The following is a 14,640-nucleotide window of genomic DNA, read 5'->3' as shown; positions in this document are numbered from 1 at the left end:
GTGACATCAGGAAAATCACAATGACCCTTCAGGCACTGCGCGCCACGACGATTCACCTTGACGCAGTGGCGAAGCTGTTCGACGCCTATCGCGGCTTTTACGGCCAGCCATCGAATCTCGAGCAATCACGGACCTTCATCGCCGAGCGTATGGTCGGCAATGAATCGGCGATTTTTCTGGTTGAGGATGAAGACGGTGAGGCGCTGGGATTTGTGCAGCTGTACCCGACGTTTTCCTCGATTGATGCCCATCGCACCTGGCTGCTCAGCGACCTGTTCACCACGCCGGCCGCCCGTGGCCGTGGAGTGGGGCGGCTATTAATGAACACCGCCCGCGACTTCGCCGTCGAAACCGGCGCCAAGGGACTGGTGCTGGAAACCGCCACCGATAATTTCAGCGCACAGGGTTTGTACGAATCACTCGGTTGGGTGCGCGATATGGGCTATTACACGTACACCCTCGATTTGCGCCAAAGCTGAGCCGGCGCAATCTTTTTCAGGGTTTTCCCGAATCAGGTCTTTTCCCGAACGTAGACGATCACTAGAATCCGCCCCCGGCGCTCCGCAATGGAGGCTCTTTGATATCACTTTAGGGAAGACATCATGCAATTCGGGAAAATCCTGGCGCTGGGTCTGGTGCTCGCGCTGGGCGGCTGTGCCAGTTTCACCCAGGACGAAGTGGCTCCGGTCACGCTGCCATCGATGGCCAGTTATGCCAACAAGCCAAACATCTATGTCGATTTCGACTTTTACCAGGGCGAGCCGAAAAGCGCTTCCGCCGTGGAAATGCCACAAGCTCGGGACATGCTCAAACCGCAATTGCAAACCGTCCTGAAGGATTCCGGTTTGTTCGGTCGTGTGACCTTCGACCAGTTCGAGAAGCAGCCAGGTGACTACAGCCTGCGTCTGAAAATGTACAACCATCCACCGAATGGCGGTCAGCTGGTGCTGGCGTTCATCAGTGGTCTGAGCATGACGATCATTCCAGCCTATGCCACCGACCAGTACACCATGAGCCTGGAAACCCTCGATCAGCAAGGCCAGCCGCTGTCCACCGCCAGCAACCATGACGCGGTCGGCACCTGGATGGGCATCTGGTTCCTCCCGCTGGCGTTCAATACGCCGAAAGCGGCGGTGACCGATACATTCACTCGGCAGGTCAATGCGTTGCTCAAGGAATGGGCCGACAGCAACCGTCCGAAGTATTCGGGCATCTGACTCACTCCAGCGAGTGGGCAAAAAAAGAGCCGCAATCGCGGCTCTTTTTTTTGGCCCTTACTTCAGGGCCTGAATGAACTGTGGATCGCTGTACAGATTCTTCAGCAAGTCCTGCAGCATCGGGTTGTAGGCGTTGGTCGCGTTGGGGATCGCGATAAAGCCGAAAAAGCTGCTGTTCCACTGATGGCTGACATCTTTGGTTGCGTCGTACACCACGTCGTTGCCATTGCGCAGGGTGAAGCGTGCAGCGATGGTGCCGTCACCGGTACCCATGCCGGCGTTCAGCTGGTTCTTCACCACCAGCACTTGCAGATGACGCGTCGCCTGCGGATCAAGCAGACCGGCCTTGCGCAGTTCTTCGGTGATCGCGTCCTGGATATGCGCCGGGATGCTGCCGGTCGGCGATTTGATCGGGTTGGCGCGGACCATCAACGAGCCTTCGCCCGATTCAGCGGTCACCTGTGGATTGCTGATCGCGTGCAGCGGCGGGGTCTGCTTGAGCTTCTGAACATTGTCGAAGCTTGGCTCGTAACGGGCCATGGTCATGCCACAGCCTTGCAGGAGCAGAGCAAACAACGGGATCAACAACAGCGATTTTTTCACGGCAGTTCCTTGCGCGTAGAAGAGGGGGGCGAATTATGGGCAGAGTGCCATCATTGAGCAACTCTGAATGCCATCCCTCATTCACGTTGTCGCAACAAGCTCTCGATCTGCGCCAGTTCCCAGGTACTCAACAGACTGACCGGATCGGTGCCGAAGCGCTGCCGGGTGTCGAGCGTCCACTCGCGACCGTCCGGGCACAGACAATCAACGCAGTGATGCAGGCGCTGGCCGTCGTAGTCCAGTTGCAAGCGCCAGCCTTCGATGGCGACCGAAACCCGATCCGATCGCGCGTCCATCACCCGCAAGCCACACACGCCCAGCGCGGCATCGCGCAATCGCTGGCACACTTCGCGGCTGGTCAATTCGCTCGGCATCAGAGGCTCCACTGGCAAAAACTGCGCGCCAGCATAGAGCGCGCGCCGGCGGTTGTCAGCGATGACTGGCCCACGCCGGTGCATTTGCGTAACATCCGCAACCCTCTTTTTCCTCGGCGCTCTTTTGCGCCAATGCATGCGGCCGCGCCCGTCGGCCACTCTGTCAGGTAAGCCATGAAACCGATTCGTCTGCGCGCCGATGTCCTGGCCGGACTCACCACCTCGTTTGCCCTGTTGCCCGAATGCATTGCATTTGCGCTGGTGGCTCACCTCAATCCGCTGATGGGCCTGTACGGCGCCTTCATCATTTGCACGCTGACCGCGCTGTTCGGTGGCCGGCCGGGCATGGTCTCCGGGGCGGCGGGTTCGATGGCGGTGGTGATCGTCGCGCTGGTGGTGCAGCACGGCGTGCAGTACCTGTTGGCGACGGTGTTGCTCGGCGGCTTGATCATGATGGCGTTCGGGCTGTTGCGGCTGGGCAAACTGGTGCGCATGGTGCCGCACCCGGTGATGCTGGGGTTCGTCAACGGCCTGGCGATCATCATCGCGCTGGCGCAACTGGAGCATTTCAAGAGCGGTGAACAGTGGCTCAGCGGCACGCCGTTGTACGTGATGACCGGGCTGGTGCTGCTGACCATGGCCATCGTCTACATCCTACCGCGCCTGACCCGCGCGGTGCCGCCGGCACTGGTGGCGATCCTCGGCGTCGGCTTGCTGGTTTATCTGCTTGGCCTGCCGACCCGCACCCTCGGCGACATGGCGCACATCGCCGGCGGCCTGCCGACGTTCGCGCTGCCGGACATCCCGTGGACGCTGGACACCCTGCGCATCATCGCGCCCTACGCGATTCTGATGGCACTGGTCGGTTTGCTGGAAACCCTGCTGACCCTCAACCTCACCGACGAAATCACCGAAACCCGTGGCTACCCGGATCGCGAATGCGTGGCGCTGGGCGCGGCAAACGTGGTCTCCGGTGCATTCGGCGGCATGGGCGGTTGCGCGATGATCGGCCAGACCGTGATCAACCTCAGTTCCGGCGGGCGCGGGCGTTTGTCCGGCGTAGTGGCGGGTGTGTTGATTCTGCTGTTCATTCTGTTTCTGTCGCCGCTGATCGAGCGGATTCCGCTGGCGGCGCTGGTGGGGGTGATGTTCGTGGTGTCGCAGCAGACGTTTGCCTGGGCTTCGTTGCGGGTGCTGAACAAAGTGCCGCTCAACGATGTGCTGGTGATCATCGCGGTAACGACCATCACGGTGTTTACCGATCTGGCCACGGCCGTGCTGTGCGGGATCATCATCGCCGCACTGAATTTTGCCTGGCAGCAAGCGCGCGAGCTGTACGCCGATGAGCATCTGGAAGCGGACGGCAGCAAACTCTATCGCCTGCACGGCACGCTGTTTTTTGCCTCGACCACGCCGTTTCTCAATCAGTTCGACCCGGCCAGCGATCCGCAACGGGTGACGCTGGATTGTCGGCACCTGAGCTTTGTCGATTACTCGGCCATCGCTGCGCTGAAAACCCTTCGCGAACGCTACGCCAAGGCGGGCAAGCAGTTGCAGGTGTTTCACCTGTCCGAGCGCTGCAAGAAATTGCTGAAACGCGCCGGGGTCGATCACGACTGAGATCGACCCCGGTCACTGGTCAGGCATCGATTGCCGGGAAATCGATGTCGGTCAGCGCCGCGTTGTTCAGGTAGTTAGTGAGGGTTTGCACAGCGACGAGGGCGATCACTTCGATGATCTTCTTGTCGTCGATGCCGGCAGCGCGGGCGGCGGCAATCTGTTCATCGCTCAGATGACCACGAGTCTCGGTCAGTTGTTGGGCGAGGGTGGCGAAGGCATTGAGCCGGCCATGACGCGCTTCGATGATTTCTTCTGCTGCCAGCCCGGCCTTGCTGGCGAACAGGGTGTGCGCTGCCAGGCAATAGTCGCAACCGTTGACTTGCGAGGTGGCCAGGTACACCGCCTCTTTTTCCTTGGCACTCAGGGATGTCTTGCCCAGGGTTGCCGAGATTTGCACGTAGGCATCCAGCGCGACAGGTGCGACGGCCAGGGTCTTGAACAGGTTGGGCAGGAAACCGATTTTTTTCTGCACGCCTTCAAGCACTGGGCGAGTGGCGTCCGTGGCGGTTTCGAGGCTGAGAGGGGCGATGCGGCTCATGGTGATTCTCCGAAAGTCCGGTGCGAAGTGCGCCGGGGATGGAGGTCATGTTATTGAGCGCGGCTGGTGCTTTGGGTGCAAATCGTCGAGGATATGCGACAGATCGTCCAAACCTGTCCTTGCGAGAATCAGTCATGGATCGCCTTTCTACGTTGCTCAGCCATTTCGGCGTCAATGCCGGCACCTTTCACAGCGGCACGTTCTGCGGGTTGAGCGCCTACGGCGGCGATCAGGTGTGCGGGCATGTGCACCTGTTGCAGGCGGGGGAGTTATTGCTCAAACCGGGCAATGATCCTGAAGTCTCGCTCAACGAACCGACCCTGATCTTTTTTCCCCGCCCCATGGCCCATCGCTTGTTCGCCGATGAAGGCATGGGCACGCAACTGGTGTGTGCTTCGCTGACCTTCGACGGCGGCGCGGGCAATGCTTTGGCGGCAGCGCTGCCGGATTATCTGGTGCTGAAACTCGCCGACCTGCCGGAAATGACCAACACCCTGGAGTGGCTGTTCAAGGAAGCTTTCGACGGCCATTGCGGGCGCGAAGCGGTGATGGACCGGCTGTTCGAGTTGCTGGTGATTCTGCTGCTGCGCCACCTCATCAGCAGTCGCAACCAGCAGCCCGGCATGATGGCGGGGCTGGCCGATCCGAAGATTTCCCGAGCCTTGAACCTGATGCACGACCAACCGGCCAAGGCCTGGAGCGTCGCCGAACTGGCGAGCGCCGCCAACCTGTCCCGCGCCGGTTTCGCCGACCACTTCCGGCGGGTGGTGGGGCAGACGCCGGTGGATTATCTGGTGAACTGGCGGATCAGCCTCGCGCAGAAACGCCTGCGCGAGGGACGACCGATCGCCCTGATTGCCGAAGAAGTCGGTTATGAAAGTCCTTCGGCGCTGGCCCGGGCGTTTCGACGCAAGACCGGGCTCAGCCCGCGGGAATGGAAGGCTGGCGCGAGTTGAAGACTATCTGGCGAATTTCTTCGCCCCGGCCACGCACAGGATCACCCCCAGCGTAACCACCAGCATGCCCACGCTGACATGCTCATGGAGCAAGGTCGCGGCCAGTGCCAGGCCAAAAAACGGTTGTAGCAATTGCAGCTGTCCGACCGCCGCAATCCCGCCCTGAGCCAGCCCGCGATACCAGAATACGAAGCCGATCAGCATGCTGAACAGCGAAACGTAAGCCAGGCACACCCACGCCGACAGGCTTATACCGCTGAACGAGGCGGGCGCCAGCCACACACTCAGCACAGCCATCACCGGCAACGACAACACCAGTGCCCAACAGATCACCTGCCAGCCGCCGAGGGTGCGCGACAGTTTGGCGCCTTCGGCATAACCGAGGCCGCAGGCGAGAATCGCCGCCAGCATCAATAGATCACCGGTGGGCGAGGCGGTCAGGACTTGTGAGATCGCAAAACCGACCACCAGCGAGCTGCCCAGCACCGAAAAAATCCAGAACACCGGACTTGGACGTTCGCCACCGCGCAACACACCAAAAATCGCCGTCGCCAGTGGTAGCAATCCTACAAACACAATCGAATGCGCCGACGTCACGTATTGCAGCGCCAAGGCCGTCAACAGCGGGAAACCCACGACCACGCCCAGCGCCACGATCAACAACGAGAACCACTGATCCCGCGCCGGACGCCGTTCGCGAAGCAGCCACAACAGACACAACGCCAGGGCGCCGGCGATGGTCGCGCGGATGACGGTGAGAAACACCGGGTCGAACTCCAGCACCGCCAACCGCGTGGCGGGCAGCGAGCCGCTGAAAATCACGACGCCGATGAGGCCATTGATCCAGCCGCTGGTTTTTTCCAGGGCCGGGGTGCCGAGGTGGGTGGTTCGTTCCATGGATGTGGCGCTCGGAGGTGGGTTGCGTTGGATCGATCCTAGGGCTGAGAATCAGCACAATCAAAAAATTGTCATGGATACAAGCCGACATGCCGCGCTCCCGCTACAAGACCCTCGTCGACACCTATGCCGCCGACATCCGCGCTGGTCGCCTGTTGCCCGGCACGCGTTTGCCGACTCACCGGCAATTGGCAGCCAGTGAAGGGCTGGCGCTGGTCACGGCCTCGCGCGTATACGCCGAGCTCGAGGCCATGGGCCTGGTCAGCGGCGAAGCCGGGCGCGGCACGTTCGTGCGGGAAACGTCGTTGTTGCCGGGGCAGGGCATCGACCAGAAAGACGTCGCGGTGGGCATGATCGATCTGAACTTCAACTACCCGTCATTGCCGGGGCAGGCCGAGTTGTTGCGCACTGCGTTGCGGCAACTGGCATTGTCCGGCGACCTTGAAGCGCTGCTGCGCTATCAGCCCCACGCCGGTCGCCAGCATGAACGGGCCTCGGTGGCGCGGCACCTGCAAACACGCGGTTTGAGTGTCGAGGCCGAGCAGGTGCTGATCGTCAACGGCGCGCAGCAAGGGCTGGCAGTCACGTTGATGGCGCTGTTCAAGCCCGGCGATGTGATCGCCGCCGACGCCTTGACCTATTCGGGATTCAAAGTGCTGGCCGAAGCGCTGCACCTTGAAGTGGTCTCGATTCCCGTCAATGAGCAGGGCCCCGATCTGGCGGCCCTCGACAAACTCTGCCGCCAACGACCGGTGCGTGCGGTGTACAGCATGCCGACCCTGCACAATCCACTGGGCTGGGTGATGCTTCTGGAACAACGTGAGGATTTGATCGCGATTGCCCGCCGACATGATCTGACGATCATCGAAGATGCGGCCTACGCGTTTCTGGTCGATAACCCGCCACCCCCGTTGGCGGTTCTGGCACCGGAACGCACGGTCTATGTCTCGGGTCTGTCGAAAAACATCGCCACCGGCCTGCGGGTCGGCTTCATCGCCGCGCCGGTCGAGCGGGTGGCGGCGCTGGAGCGGATCATCCGCGCGACCACCTGGAACACCCCCGGCGTGATGACCGCCATCGCCTGCGGCTGGCTCGACGACGGCACCGTCAATTTGCTCGAAGCACAAAAACGCAGCGACGCCCAGGCCCGGCAAGCCCTGGCCGCGCAGATTCTCGAAGGACTGCCGACTGTCGGCCATCCCTCTTCGTATTTTCTTTGGCTGCCGCTGCCGGAAGATATTCGGGCCGACCACATCGTGGTCGAGTTGATGCACGAACAGGTTTCCGTCACCACCGCCGAGCCCTTCACCGTGTCCGCCCATGTGCCCCACGCGATTCGTCTGGCGTTGGGATCGGTGGACATGCTTGCCCTGCGTCAAGCCTTGCTCAAAGTCCGCCAGGTCGTGGGCGCCTACCTGTAGCGCAAGTGACCGCGCAGGATTACCCTTGGCGCCGCCGAAGACCTGGAAATCCCTGATGAAAAACGCTGCACTGACTTTCGCCCTGATCCTCAACGCTGGCCTGTTCTGCACGCCGACACTGGCTGCCGGTGACGCCGAGGCCGGCGCAAAAATCTTCCCGCGCCTGTGCGGCGGTTGTCATCAAGTCGGCGAATCTGCCCGGCCGGGATTCGGTCCGGAACTCAACGGCATCATCGGCCGCCCGGCGGGGACGTCGGCGAATTACGTGTACTCCGACGCCATGAAAAACTCCGGCCTGACCTGGGATCGTGAAACGCTGACGAAGTATCTGAAGGATCCGAAGGGCGTGGTGCCGGGGACGCGGATGATCTTTTGGGGACTGAGTGACGAGGAGAAGATTGATAATTTGTTGGCGTATCTTCAGACCTTTTCTCTGCAATGAAGCGTCTGTGCGGGAGCTGCGCAATGCAAGTTCCCGCGTGACGACGGTATTCCAAGAGCGCGCCTTACGAAAAGAACGGCTATGCCTAAGCCTTGCACCCGACCCAACTTTTCGGTGGCAATGAGTCATGCCAGGTTCAAGGATTGACGAGTGCGGGCGATAAGTCTGATGTCCAATCCCTCGAACTTTCCCCACCATGAAAAAATTGCTCGTTGTTATTGGCGCACTCTTGCTGTTATGTGGATGCGTCACCAAGAACTTTAGTGTCGAAGATCGTCAACAGATCAAGACACTGAAGCTGCTACCGGTATTTGTTGCCGTCGATAACTTCAAATACACCAGCATGACTCAAGCCTGGAGCGCGGGACTGGGTGCCGGTGCCGGGGCGGCCACTGGGATGGCGGCCGGTGCATCGACGACACAAGTCAATGCATTGGCAGGCGCGGGGTCCGTGGAGGGGACAAAAAATGGTGATGTGCTGACGGGGGATATTTCCCGGGCAATCCTCAACAACATGAAGGCCAATGATATCGACCTGGCCAAACTGGTCCGCCAGAGTTTCGTTGACCGGGTTCAGCAGGAGCGGCTGTTCACAATAGTCGGAGAAGGCGAGCAGGCCGACGCCGAAATCGAAATCATGGTCGGACAGTGGGGGCTGTGCCTCAAAAACTTCAGCGAGGTGCTGTATCCGGTGATCGGCGCCAACGCCCAGATCAAGCGCAAGGGTTCGGCGGTCTGGCGAAACTTTGAAACGATCACGGTATTCAATGATGCCAACAACCTTGCCTATCTACCGGAGCAATACGCGAAAGATCCGGAAGTCCTGCGCAAGGCATTTACCCATGTGTCTGATCTGCTGATGGCTGAACTGGTCAAAGATATGAAGCAATAAAGCGGTTTACTTCAGCGCCAGTCTCAATCGCGCAGTCACATCTTTGATCGACGCCCCCTGAATCGCAGGGGGTGTCGGGCTTTCGCCAAACTCTCGCCAGATAAACAACGTCAACTCGGCGCCATCGGTGGCAGTCTGCGCACTCTCCAGACTGCCGAATACCTGTAATGCCCGATAACGCTCGTCTTTCCAGAACAACGTTTCCACCCAGTCGTACACCGGGATGAAATGAAAGTGGATGGGATAACCGGGCTCATGACCGAAGCGGCTGATGTACAGCCATTTGGGTTGCAGTTGTTGCTCCAGCGTCTTCTGCACTCTGGCGAGCAGAATGCCAAGTTCCGCCAATGCCGCCTCCGGCAGGTCGGCCAGCGAGTGAGCGCCCTGGCGCGATCCCAGCATCAGATAGCCGGGCAGGGACGAAGCCATGTGGTGATTGAGTATCCAGTGTTCGGTTTCGTGGAGGATGAATCGTGGCGGGATCGAGTGCGCATCAGCCATTTTCGCTCACCTCGATGAGCGAAGCCTGGCAGGCCACTTGATTGCGACCTGCCGCTTTTGCCTTGTACAACCGCTGGTCGGCACGTTTGATCAGTGCTGTCGGGGAGTTGTCGGCCGGGTCGGCCAGGCCGACACCAATGCTTACGGTAACGAGCCCGACCAGCGGAAATGTCGTTTCGGCAATGGTGGTCCGGATCTTCTCGGCGACCACTTCCGGGGTGTCCGGTTTGGCGATTTCCGGCAGCAGCACGGCAAACTCCTCACCGCCATAACGTGCGACAAAATCGGTGGCCCGGGTGCTGATCTGTATGAGTTGTGCCAGTTGTCGCAGCACGTCATCTCCGACCGCGTGGCCGTGGGTATCGTTGATGCGTTTGAAATGATCGACGTCGATCAGCAACAACGCAAACGGCCGTCCGGTACGGCGAAACAAAAGACTGTACTCGGTGAGCTTTTCGTCAAACCGGCGACGGTTGAACGCGCCGGTCAACCCATCATGAGTCGCCAGACTCAGCAGTTCGGCATTGGCCTGGGTGAGGGCAGCAGTACGTTGTGCAACCGTGGCTTCCAGCGAAGCGTTGGCTTCCTGCAACTCGCGCTCTTTGGCCAGCAGCGATTGGGTCATCGTGTCGATGGACTGGCCGAGCTGGGCGATTTCCCGTACCGGGTGCTGCAACTGAAAGCGCGTCCCCGGCTGATTGTTCTGCACCTGTTGAGCCGAGCGTGCCAATTGCTCGATCGGGCGACTCAGGTACAGCGCCAGATAGTAGGCGACCAGTGCAAACACCACCGCAGCCATCACCCCCAGCAGCAACAATTTATAGAGCAGCAGGCGCGCCGGTTGCAGCGCGGTGTCCAACGGCTGGCGCACGGCAATCGACCAGGATAACGCGGTGCTCAAGGGCGTCGGCACCGTCACCGCACTGGTCAGGTAACCGTCGCCGACGGTCCAGCCCGGCGAGTCGGGATTGTTCGCTGCCAGTTGCTGGCCAACCAGCGCTTCCGGATACAGCACTTTGCCGTCGTGATCGACGATCAATGCCTCGATGTCCGGCGCGACGCCTTTGTGCGAAAGCGCCGCCGATTCGACGATGCGCGTCACCCAACTCCAGTGCGCGTGGGCGCCGAGCACGCCGATCACCTGGCCGTCGGCATTGTGAATCGGCGCGGCGAAATCGATGAAGCGCAGCGGTTCGCCATTCGCCAGCGCCGGCAACATTTTTGCCAGCAACACGGCTTCGTGTGGGTCGCCGGTGTATTCACCGCGCAAACCCGCCTGGAACCACGGACGCTGTTGGACAGACTGGCCCACCAGCAATCCGTTGACGGCCTGATGCACCTGACCGTTGGCGTCGGCGATGCCCATCCACGCATATTCGGCGCGGGCCTGGGTGCGCAGCTGCATCGATTTGAGGATCGCCGGGTTATCCAGATCACCACGCTCCAGATGCGGCGCGCGACTGAGCAGATAAACCTCCAGTTGTCGCTCACGCAATTGCTCACCCAGCAATGCTGCGGCCGATCGTGCGGTGCTCAACAGGGCATTGCCGCTGGCCTGTTTCATTTGTTCGGTGGCGATGTGGCCGACATAGAAGCCAACGCTCAACAGCGTCAGCAGGGACAAACCGGCAAACCAGAGAGTCAGGTGGCTACGCAGGCTGGCTTTGAGCATGGGCGAAGTCTGTTTTTATTGAAGTGGCGCCATGGTATGCGACATCGCGGACGGGCTGCCAGCAAGGCGTTTAATGAAAATCTGCCGAGGTTGATATCAATGAGCCACTTCGTTCGGTAAAGTGTGCGCCGCCCGAGAGACGGATCCCGGGCGTTTACCCATGGAGTCTTGCAGTGAAATACCTCAGCAAAGTAGTCGCCGCCGCACTGTTCGGTGTGGTTCTGGCAGGTTGCACCGGCACCCCGATGAACACCAGACATTACGACAGCAGCCAATACACCGTGATTGGCCACAGCGAAGCCACTGCCACCGGCCTGATGCTGTTCGGCGTGATCCCGATCCGGCAGAACAGCCGTTTCGTCCGTGCACAGGATGCCGCGATCAAGGCCAAGGGCGGCGACGCCATGATCAATACTCAGATTCAGGAAAACTGGTTCTGGGCATGGGTCCTGAGCGGCTACACCACCAAGGTCTCCGGTGATGTGGTCAAGCTGAAAACCGTTCAGTAAGCGGCGGTGGATGTGAAAAAGCCCGGCTGATCAGGCCGGGCTTTTTGTTTGTACAGCGGTAGAGCGTTTGATTCAGGCGACGCGGCGTTCCAGCAGACGATCCGAACCCCCTTCAGCGACGCGACGTTCGATCAGGCGATCAGCGCCACCTTCGGCAACGCGACGTTCGATCAGGCGATCAGCGCCACCTTCAGCAACGCGACGTTCGATCAGGCGATCAGCGCCACCTTCAGCGACGCGACGTTCGATCAGGCGATCAGCGCCACCTTCAGCAACGCGGCGTTCGATCAGACGATCAGCGCCACCTTCGGCAACACGGCGTTCGATCAGGCGATCAGCGCCACCTTCAGCGACGCGACGTTCGATCAGGCGATCAGCGCCACCTTCAGCAACGCGGCGTTCGATCAGGCGATCAGCGCCACCTTCGGCAACGCGACGTTCGATCAGGCGATCAGCGCCACCTTCGGCAACGCGACGTTCGATCAGGCGATCAGCGCCACCTTCGGCAACGCGACGTTCGATCAGGCGATCAGCGCCACCTTCAGCAACGCGACGTTCGATCAGGCGATCAGCGCCACCTTCAGCGACGCGACGTTCGATCAGGCGATCAGCGCCACCTTCAGCAACGCGGCGTTCGATCAGACGATCAGCGCCACCTTCGGCAACACGGCGTTCGATCAAACGATCCGAACCACCCTCAGCCACTCGACTTTCAATCAACCGATCCGAACCGCCTTCGGCGATCATGGTGTGGGCGGGTTTGGCTGCAAAAGCGTTGACTGCAAGAACCGAGAAAGCGATGCCGAGAAGGATTTGGCGTTTCATGATCGTGTGCTCCAGGGGTGTTGTTTGTTGGGTATGGAGCCGATGTTACGCCGCGGATTTTTTATGAGAACTTCATTGAGCTGATGGTGACTATCGACGCCAGCAATGAATGCCGTTATCGCTGCATGTGCCTGATTTCATTGGCCAGCCCGTAGGCTTGCTCACGGAGTTCGGCAAATTTTGCATTCAGTTCGCCATAGCCGCGCTTCCAGGCAAATGCACCGTTGATACTGGTTTGTCCGAGCACGACATCATTGAAGGACCCCATCCCGCCATAGGCCGAGAGCAGCTACGTGATTCCGGAATAATCGGAGTCCAGCAATCGTGCGCGAGCTTTTCGCATCCACGCGCTCCAGTGCGCTTCTCCGTCGCTTTCCAGAACACTGATTAACTCATTCAGTACCTTGATCAGCGTTTCGGTTTTCGGGCCCATGTTCAATGAGTGCTCCTTTTGATGAGGCGTAGATACTCAACCAGTGACGACTTCAAGACGCCGAAGAGTGAGCGTTGCGCAAAGAGCGATCAAACAAGCTGACGCTTCACGTCCAGCGCGATCGAGGCAAAGCCTTTACCTGTGCCCGGATTAGATGTCGAAGTATTTTGCATCGACGAGACGTCCTCCCAGCGATCCACGGATTCAATGTGTTCATGGGAGGCGTCCGTATCGATTTCAAATGCGATGAAACATTCGTTTTGATCCAGCAAAAGTCCGAACAGGCGAGGCATGCCGGGAAAGTCGATTTCCAGTTCCAGCACGATGGACGACGACCAGTCGATGCCTTGGGATTCTCCGTATCGGGCCAGGGCGACAGGTACACCCTGTTTGCGCCATTCACTGGCGCAAAGCATCAAACGATGCGCAACGACTGCGTTTTGCTCCTGCACGTTGAGCTGTTTTTTCTTCAGTAGTCGTTCAATGTCCACGGGAAACCTGAAATTCGCAGCGTCGGGCTAAGAGCTTACCCAGCAAACGCAAAAAGCGCGCGCAAAGAAAAGCCCGGCTGATCAGGCCGGGCTTATCTTTATGCGCTGCTTACTTATGCAACGCGGCGTTCGATCAGGCGATCAGCGCCACCTTCAGCAACGCGGCGTTCGATCAGTCGATCAGCGCCACCTTCAGCAACACGACGTTCGATCAGACGATCCGAACCACCTTCAGCCACGCGGCGTTCGATCAGACGATCAGCGCCACCTTCGGCAACGCGACGTTCGATCAGACGATCCGAACCACCTTCAGCAACGCGGCGTTCGATCAGACGATCAGCGCCACCTTCGGCAACACGGCGTTCGATCAAACGATCCGAACCACCCTCAGCTAAACGACTTTCAATCAACCGATCCGAACCGCCTTCGGCGATCATGGTGTGGGCGGGTTTGGCTGCAAAAGCGTTGACTGCAAGAACCGAGAAAGCGATGCCGAGAAGGATTTGGCGTTTCATGATCGTGTGCTCCAGGGGTGTTGTTTGTTGGGTATGGAGCCGATGTTACGCCGCGGATTTTTTATGAGAACTTCATTGAACTGATGGTGACTATCGACGCCAGCAATGAATGCCAAGACCCTTGTTCTAGGGCGCTAGCGGTCGAATGCACAGCTCTCCGGTGGCGCGGGTCAGGGCCAGATCATGCAGCGCATCGCGGGTCAGACCGGTGCGCGCCTTGGCCAACCACGCCGGGCAGTTCGGGTCGTGACGGTAGGGTGTGAAGTCGGCGTATTGCTGCAGCAGACGGGTTTGCAACTCATCCAGACGCGGGCGAATCTGCTTGCCCAGATCCGGGCGCGGCGTGTCCGGCGCGGCACCGGCCGCTTGCCATTGTGCGAGCAAACCGTACTGCACCAGTTTGTTGGCCTCCATCTGTGCGGCAATCAACTGCGCGACGTCTTCCGGGTCGAGCTTGCGTTCGGCGGCCAACTTGCGGGCGTTGTCGATCACCTGCGCCTCACGGGGACTGTCCTGGATCGGCTTGCCACTGTCCCATTTGGTCAGGGCAACGAGGTCGCCGATGTTCAGGCGTTCGTTCAACGTGTTCACCAATCCTTGCACCACCTCGGGCGAGGGGGCGGCAGCGGCGTGGGCAGTCGTCGTCAAAACAGTCAATAAGGTGCAACTCAGCAGAAATGGGGAACGGCGCATGGGGGGGATTCACTTCCTGTCGTGATGGGGAGGCTATGCAC

The 14,640-nt window shown here is 59.8% G+C and carries 18 protein-coding genes and 2 pseudogenes; 8 read left to right on the top strand and 12 right to left on the bottom strand.

Translation table 11 applies throughout. The annotated features are described in order from the left end of the window. Positions 1-20 precede the first annotated feature (20 nt). Together K3819_RS18230 and K3819_RS18225 are read left to right on the top strand one after the other, a co-directional pair. Complete coding sequence (locus K3819_RS18230; protein WP_221397655.1) at positions 21-479, top strand: GNAT family N-acetyltransferase; 459 nt, start codon at positions 21-23, stop codon at positions 477-479. A 123-nt stretch (positions 480-602) separates the two neighbouring features. After that, positions 603-1,217: a hypothetical protein gene (locus K3819_RS18225; RefSeq protein WP_074688914.1), complete on the top strand. Its 615-nt coding sequence runs from the start codon at positions 603-605 to the stop codon at positions 1,215-1,217. Positions 1,218-1,274: 57 nt separating this feature from the next. Here the strand turns inward: K3819_RS18225 and K3819_RS18220 are convergent, their stop codons facing one another. Together K3819_RS18220 and K3819_RS18215 are read right to left on the bottom strand one after the other, a co-directional pair. Next, positions 1,275-1,820, bottom strand: a complete 546-nt coding sequence (locus K3819_RS18220; protein ID WP_039767367.1) for a hypothetical protein — start codon at positions 1,818-1,820, stop codon at positions 1,275-1,277. Between the two features lie 77 nt (positions 1,821-1,897). Next, on the bottom strand, positions 1,898-2,194 hold the full coding sequence (locus tag K3819_RS18215) for a hypothetical protein (protein WP_221397654.1): 297 nt from the start codon (positions 2,192-2,194) through the stop codon (positions 1,898-1,900). A 174-nt stretch (positions 2,195-2,368) separates the two neighbouring features. On the opposite strand from K3819_RS18215, the gene K3819_RS18210 reads away from it, so the two are divergent. Beyond that, complete coding sequence (locus K3819_RS18210) at positions 2,369-3,814, top strand: SulP family inorganic anion transporter (RefSeq protein ID WP_221397653.1); 1,446 nt, start codon at positions 2,369-2,371, stop codon at positions 3,812-3,814. Positions 3,815-3,833: 19 nt separating this feature from the next. On the opposite strand, the gene K3819_RS18205 is transcribed toward K3819_RS18210, so the two are convergent. After that, positions 3,834-4,352 (bottom strand): carboxymuconolactone decarboxylase family protein, encoded by a 519-nt coding sequence (locus K3819_RS18205; protein WP_085613246.1) that lies wholly within the window; start codon positions 4,350-4,352, stop codon positions 3,834-3,836. A 134-nt stretch (positions 4,353-4,486) separates the two neighbouring features. Here K3819_RS18205 and K3819_RS18200 point away from each other — a divergent pair, with 134 nt between their 5' ends. Continuing rightward, positions 4,487-5,308, top strand: a complete 822-nt coding sequence (locus tag K3819_RS18200) for an AraC family transcriptional regulator (protein ID WP_221397652.1) — start codon at positions 4,487-4,489, stop codon at positions 5,306-5,308. Between the two features lie 3 nt (positions 5,309-5,311). Here K3819_RS18200 and K3819_RS18195 read toward each other — a convergent pair whose 3' ends face one another. Next, positions 5,312-6,205 carry a DMT family transporter gene (locus tag K3819_RS18195; protein WP_221397651.1) on the bottom strand — a complete coding sequence of 298 codons (894 nt, stop codon included), beginning with the start codon at positions 6,203-6,205 and terminating at the stop codon, positions 5,312-5,314. A gap of 89 nt (positions 6,206-6,294) precedes the next feature. Between K3819_RS18195 and K3819_RS18190 the strand changes: the two genes are divergently transcribed. The 3 genes from K3819_RS18190 to K3819_RS18180 all read left to right on the top strand — a co-directional run bounded on the left by K3819_RS18190 (position 6,295) and on the right by K3819_RS18180 (position 8,960). Then, positions 6,295-7,626 (top strand): PLP-dependent aminotransferase family protein, encoded by a 1,332-nt coding sequence (locus K3819_RS18190; protein WP_221397650.1) that lies wholly within the window; start codon positions 6,295-6,297, stop codon positions 7,624-7,626. Between the two features lie 55 nt (positions 7,627-7,681). Beyond that, the gene (locus tag K3819_RS18185; protein WP_221397649.1) at positions 7,682-8,068 is read left to right on the top strand and encodes a cytochrome c family protein; all 387 of its coding nucleotides are present in this window, start codon (positions 7,682-7,684) and stop codon (positions 8,066-8,068) included. Positions 8,069-8,264: 196 nt separating this feature from the next. Continuing rightward, positions 8,265-8,960, top strand: a complete 696-nt coding sequence (locus tag K3819_RS18180; RefSeq protein ID WP_064597666.1) for a hypothetical protein — start codon at positions 8,265-8,267, stop codon at positions 8,958-8,960. A 6-nt stretch (positions 8,961-8,966) separates the two neighbouring features. Here the strand turns inward: K3819_RS18180 and K3819_RS18175 are convergent, their stop codons facing one another. Both K3819_RS18175 and K3819_RS18170 read right to left on the bottom strand, forming a co-directional pair. Beyond that, complete coding sequence (locus K3819_RS18175) at positions 8,967-9,461, bottom strand: HIT family protein (RefSeq protein ID WP_221397648.1); 495 nt, start codon at positions 9,459-9,461, stop codon at positions 8,967-8,969. After that, positions 9,454-11,133, bottom strand: a complete 1,680-nt coding sequence (locus K3819_RS18170) for a diguanylate cyclase (RefSeq protein ID WP_221397647.1) — start codon at positions 11,131-11,133, stop codon at positions 9,454-9,456. Before K3819_RS18170 ends, K3819_RS18175 begins: the two co-directional genes overlap by 8 nt. A 173-nt stretch (positions 11,134-11,306) precedes the next feature. Between K3819_RS18170 and K3819_RS18165 the strand changes: the two genes are divergently transcribed. After that, positions 11,307-11,642: a hypothetical protein gene (locus K3819_RS18165; protein ID WP_085667548.1), complete on the top strand. Its 336-nt coding sequence runs from the start codon at positions 11,307-11,309 to the stop codon at positions 11,640-11,642. 75 nt (positions 11,643-11,717) lie between these two features. Here the strand turns inward: K3819_RS18165 and K3819_RS29710 are convergent. The 6 genes and pseudogenes from K3819_RS29710 to K3819_RS18145 all read right to left on the bottom strand — a co-directional run. After that, positions 11,718-11,972: pseudogene (locus tag K3819_RS29710) on the bottom strand (phage infection protein); the annotation flags it as partial. Between the two features lie 57 nt (positions 11,973-12,029). After that, positions 12,030-12,467 (bottom strand): annotated as a pseudogene (locus K3819_RS29590) (phage infection protein); the annotation flags it as partial. A gap of 115 nt (positions 12,468-12,582) precedes the next feature. Beyond that, on the bottom strand, positions 12,583-12,735 hold the full coding sequence (locus K3819_RS29705) for a hypothetical protein (RefSeq protein ID WP_409348307.1): 153 nt from the start codon (positions 12,733-12,735) through the stop codon (positions 12,583-12,585). 254 nt (positions 12,736-12,989) lie between these two features. Continuing rightward, positions 12,990-13,391, bottom strand: coding sequence for a hypothetical protein (locus tag K3819_RS18155; protein ID WP_085613239.1), 402 nt, complete (start codon positions 13,389-13,391; stop codon positions 12,990-12,992). A 113-nt stretch (positions 13,392-13,504) separates the two neighbouring features. Continuing rightward, complete coding sequence (locus K3819_RS18150) at positions 13,505-13,906, bottom strand: hypothetical protein (protein ID WP_221397646.1); 402 nt, start codon at positions 13,904-13,906, stop codon at positions 13,505-13,507. 126 nt (positions 13,907-14,032) lie between these two features. After that, a complete protein-coding gene (locus K3819_RS18145; RefSeq protein WP_085613237.1) occupies positions 14,033-14,599 on the bottom strand; it encodes a chorismate mutase in 567 nt (188 codons plus the stop codon). Positions 14,600-14,640: the final 41 nt, after the last annotated feature.

Source organism: Pseudomonas sp. 3-2 (genome assembly GCF_019710535.1).
Taxonomy (GTDB): Bacteria; Pseudomonadota; Gammaproteobacteria; order Pseudomonadales; family Pseudomonadaceae; genus Aquipseudomonas; species Aquipseudomonas pharyngis.
This window is presented reverse-complemented; position numbering and strand designations above follow the sequence as displayed.

Excerpts from the sequence above, each read along its gene's own strand:
- K3819_RS18230 (WP_221397655.1), top strand. The coding sequence starts at position 21 with ATGACCCTTCAGGCACTGCGCGCCACGACGATTCACCTTGACGCAGTG.
- K3819_RS18225 (WP_074688914.1), top strand. The coding sequence starts at position 603 with ATGCAATTCGGGAAAATCCTGGCGCTGGGTCTGGTGCTCGCGCTGGGC.
- K3819_RS18215 (WP_221397654.1), bottom strand. The coding sequence starts at position 2,194 with ATGCCGAGCGAATTGACCAGCCGCGAAGTGTGCCAGCGATTGCGCGAT.
- K3819_RS18210 (WP_221397653.1), top strand. The coding sequence starts at position 2,369 with ATGAAACCGATTCGTCTGCGCGCCGATGTCCTGGCCGGACTCACCACC.
- K3819_RS18205 (WP_085613246.1), bottom strand. The coding sequence starts at position 4,352 with ATGAGCCGCATCGCCCCTCTCAGCCTCGAAACCGCCACGGACGCCACT.
- K3819_RS18200 (WP_221397652.1), top strand. The coding sequence starts at position 4,487 with ATGGATCGCCTTTCTACGTTGCTCAGCCATTTCGGCGTCAATGCCGGC.
- K3819_RS18195 (WP_221397651.1), bottom strand. The coding sequence starts at position 6,205 with ATGGAACGAACCACCCACCTCGGCACCCCGGCCCTGGAAAAAACCAGC.
- K3819_RS18190 (WP_221397650.1), top strand. The coding sequence starts at position 6,295 with ATGCCGCGCTCCCGCTACAAGACCCTCGTCGACACCTATGCCGCCGAC.
- K3819_RS18185 (WP_221397649.1), top strand. The coding sequence starts at position 7,682 with ATGAAAAACGCTGCACTGACTTTCGCCCTGATCCTCAACGCTGGCCTG.
- K3819_RS18180 (WP_064597666.1), top strand. The coding sequence starts at position 8,265 with ATGAAAAAATTGCTCGTTGTTATTGGCGCACTCTTGCTGTTATGTGGA.
- K3819_RS18175 (WP_221397648.1), bottom strand. The coding sequence starts at position 9,461 with ATGGCTGATGCGCACTCGATCCCGCCACGATTCATCCTCCACGAAACC.
- K3819_RS18170 (WP_221397647.1), bottom strand. The coding sequence starts at position 11,133 with ATGCTCAAAGCCAGCCTGCGTAGCCACCTGACTCTCTGGTTTGCCGGT.
- K3819_RS29705 (WP_409348307.1), bottom strand. The coding sequence starts at position 12,735 with ATGGGGTCCTTCAATGATGTCGTGCTCGGACAAACCAGTATCAACGGT.
- K3819_RS18150 (WP_221397646.1), bottom strand. The coding sequence starts at position 13,906 with ATGAAACGCCAAATCCTTCTCGGCATCGCTTTCTCGGTTCTTGCAGTC.
- K3819_RS18145 (WP_085613237.1), bottom strand. The coding sequence starts at position 14,599 with ATGCGCCGTTCCCCATTTCTGCTGAGTTGCACCTTATTGACTGTTTTG.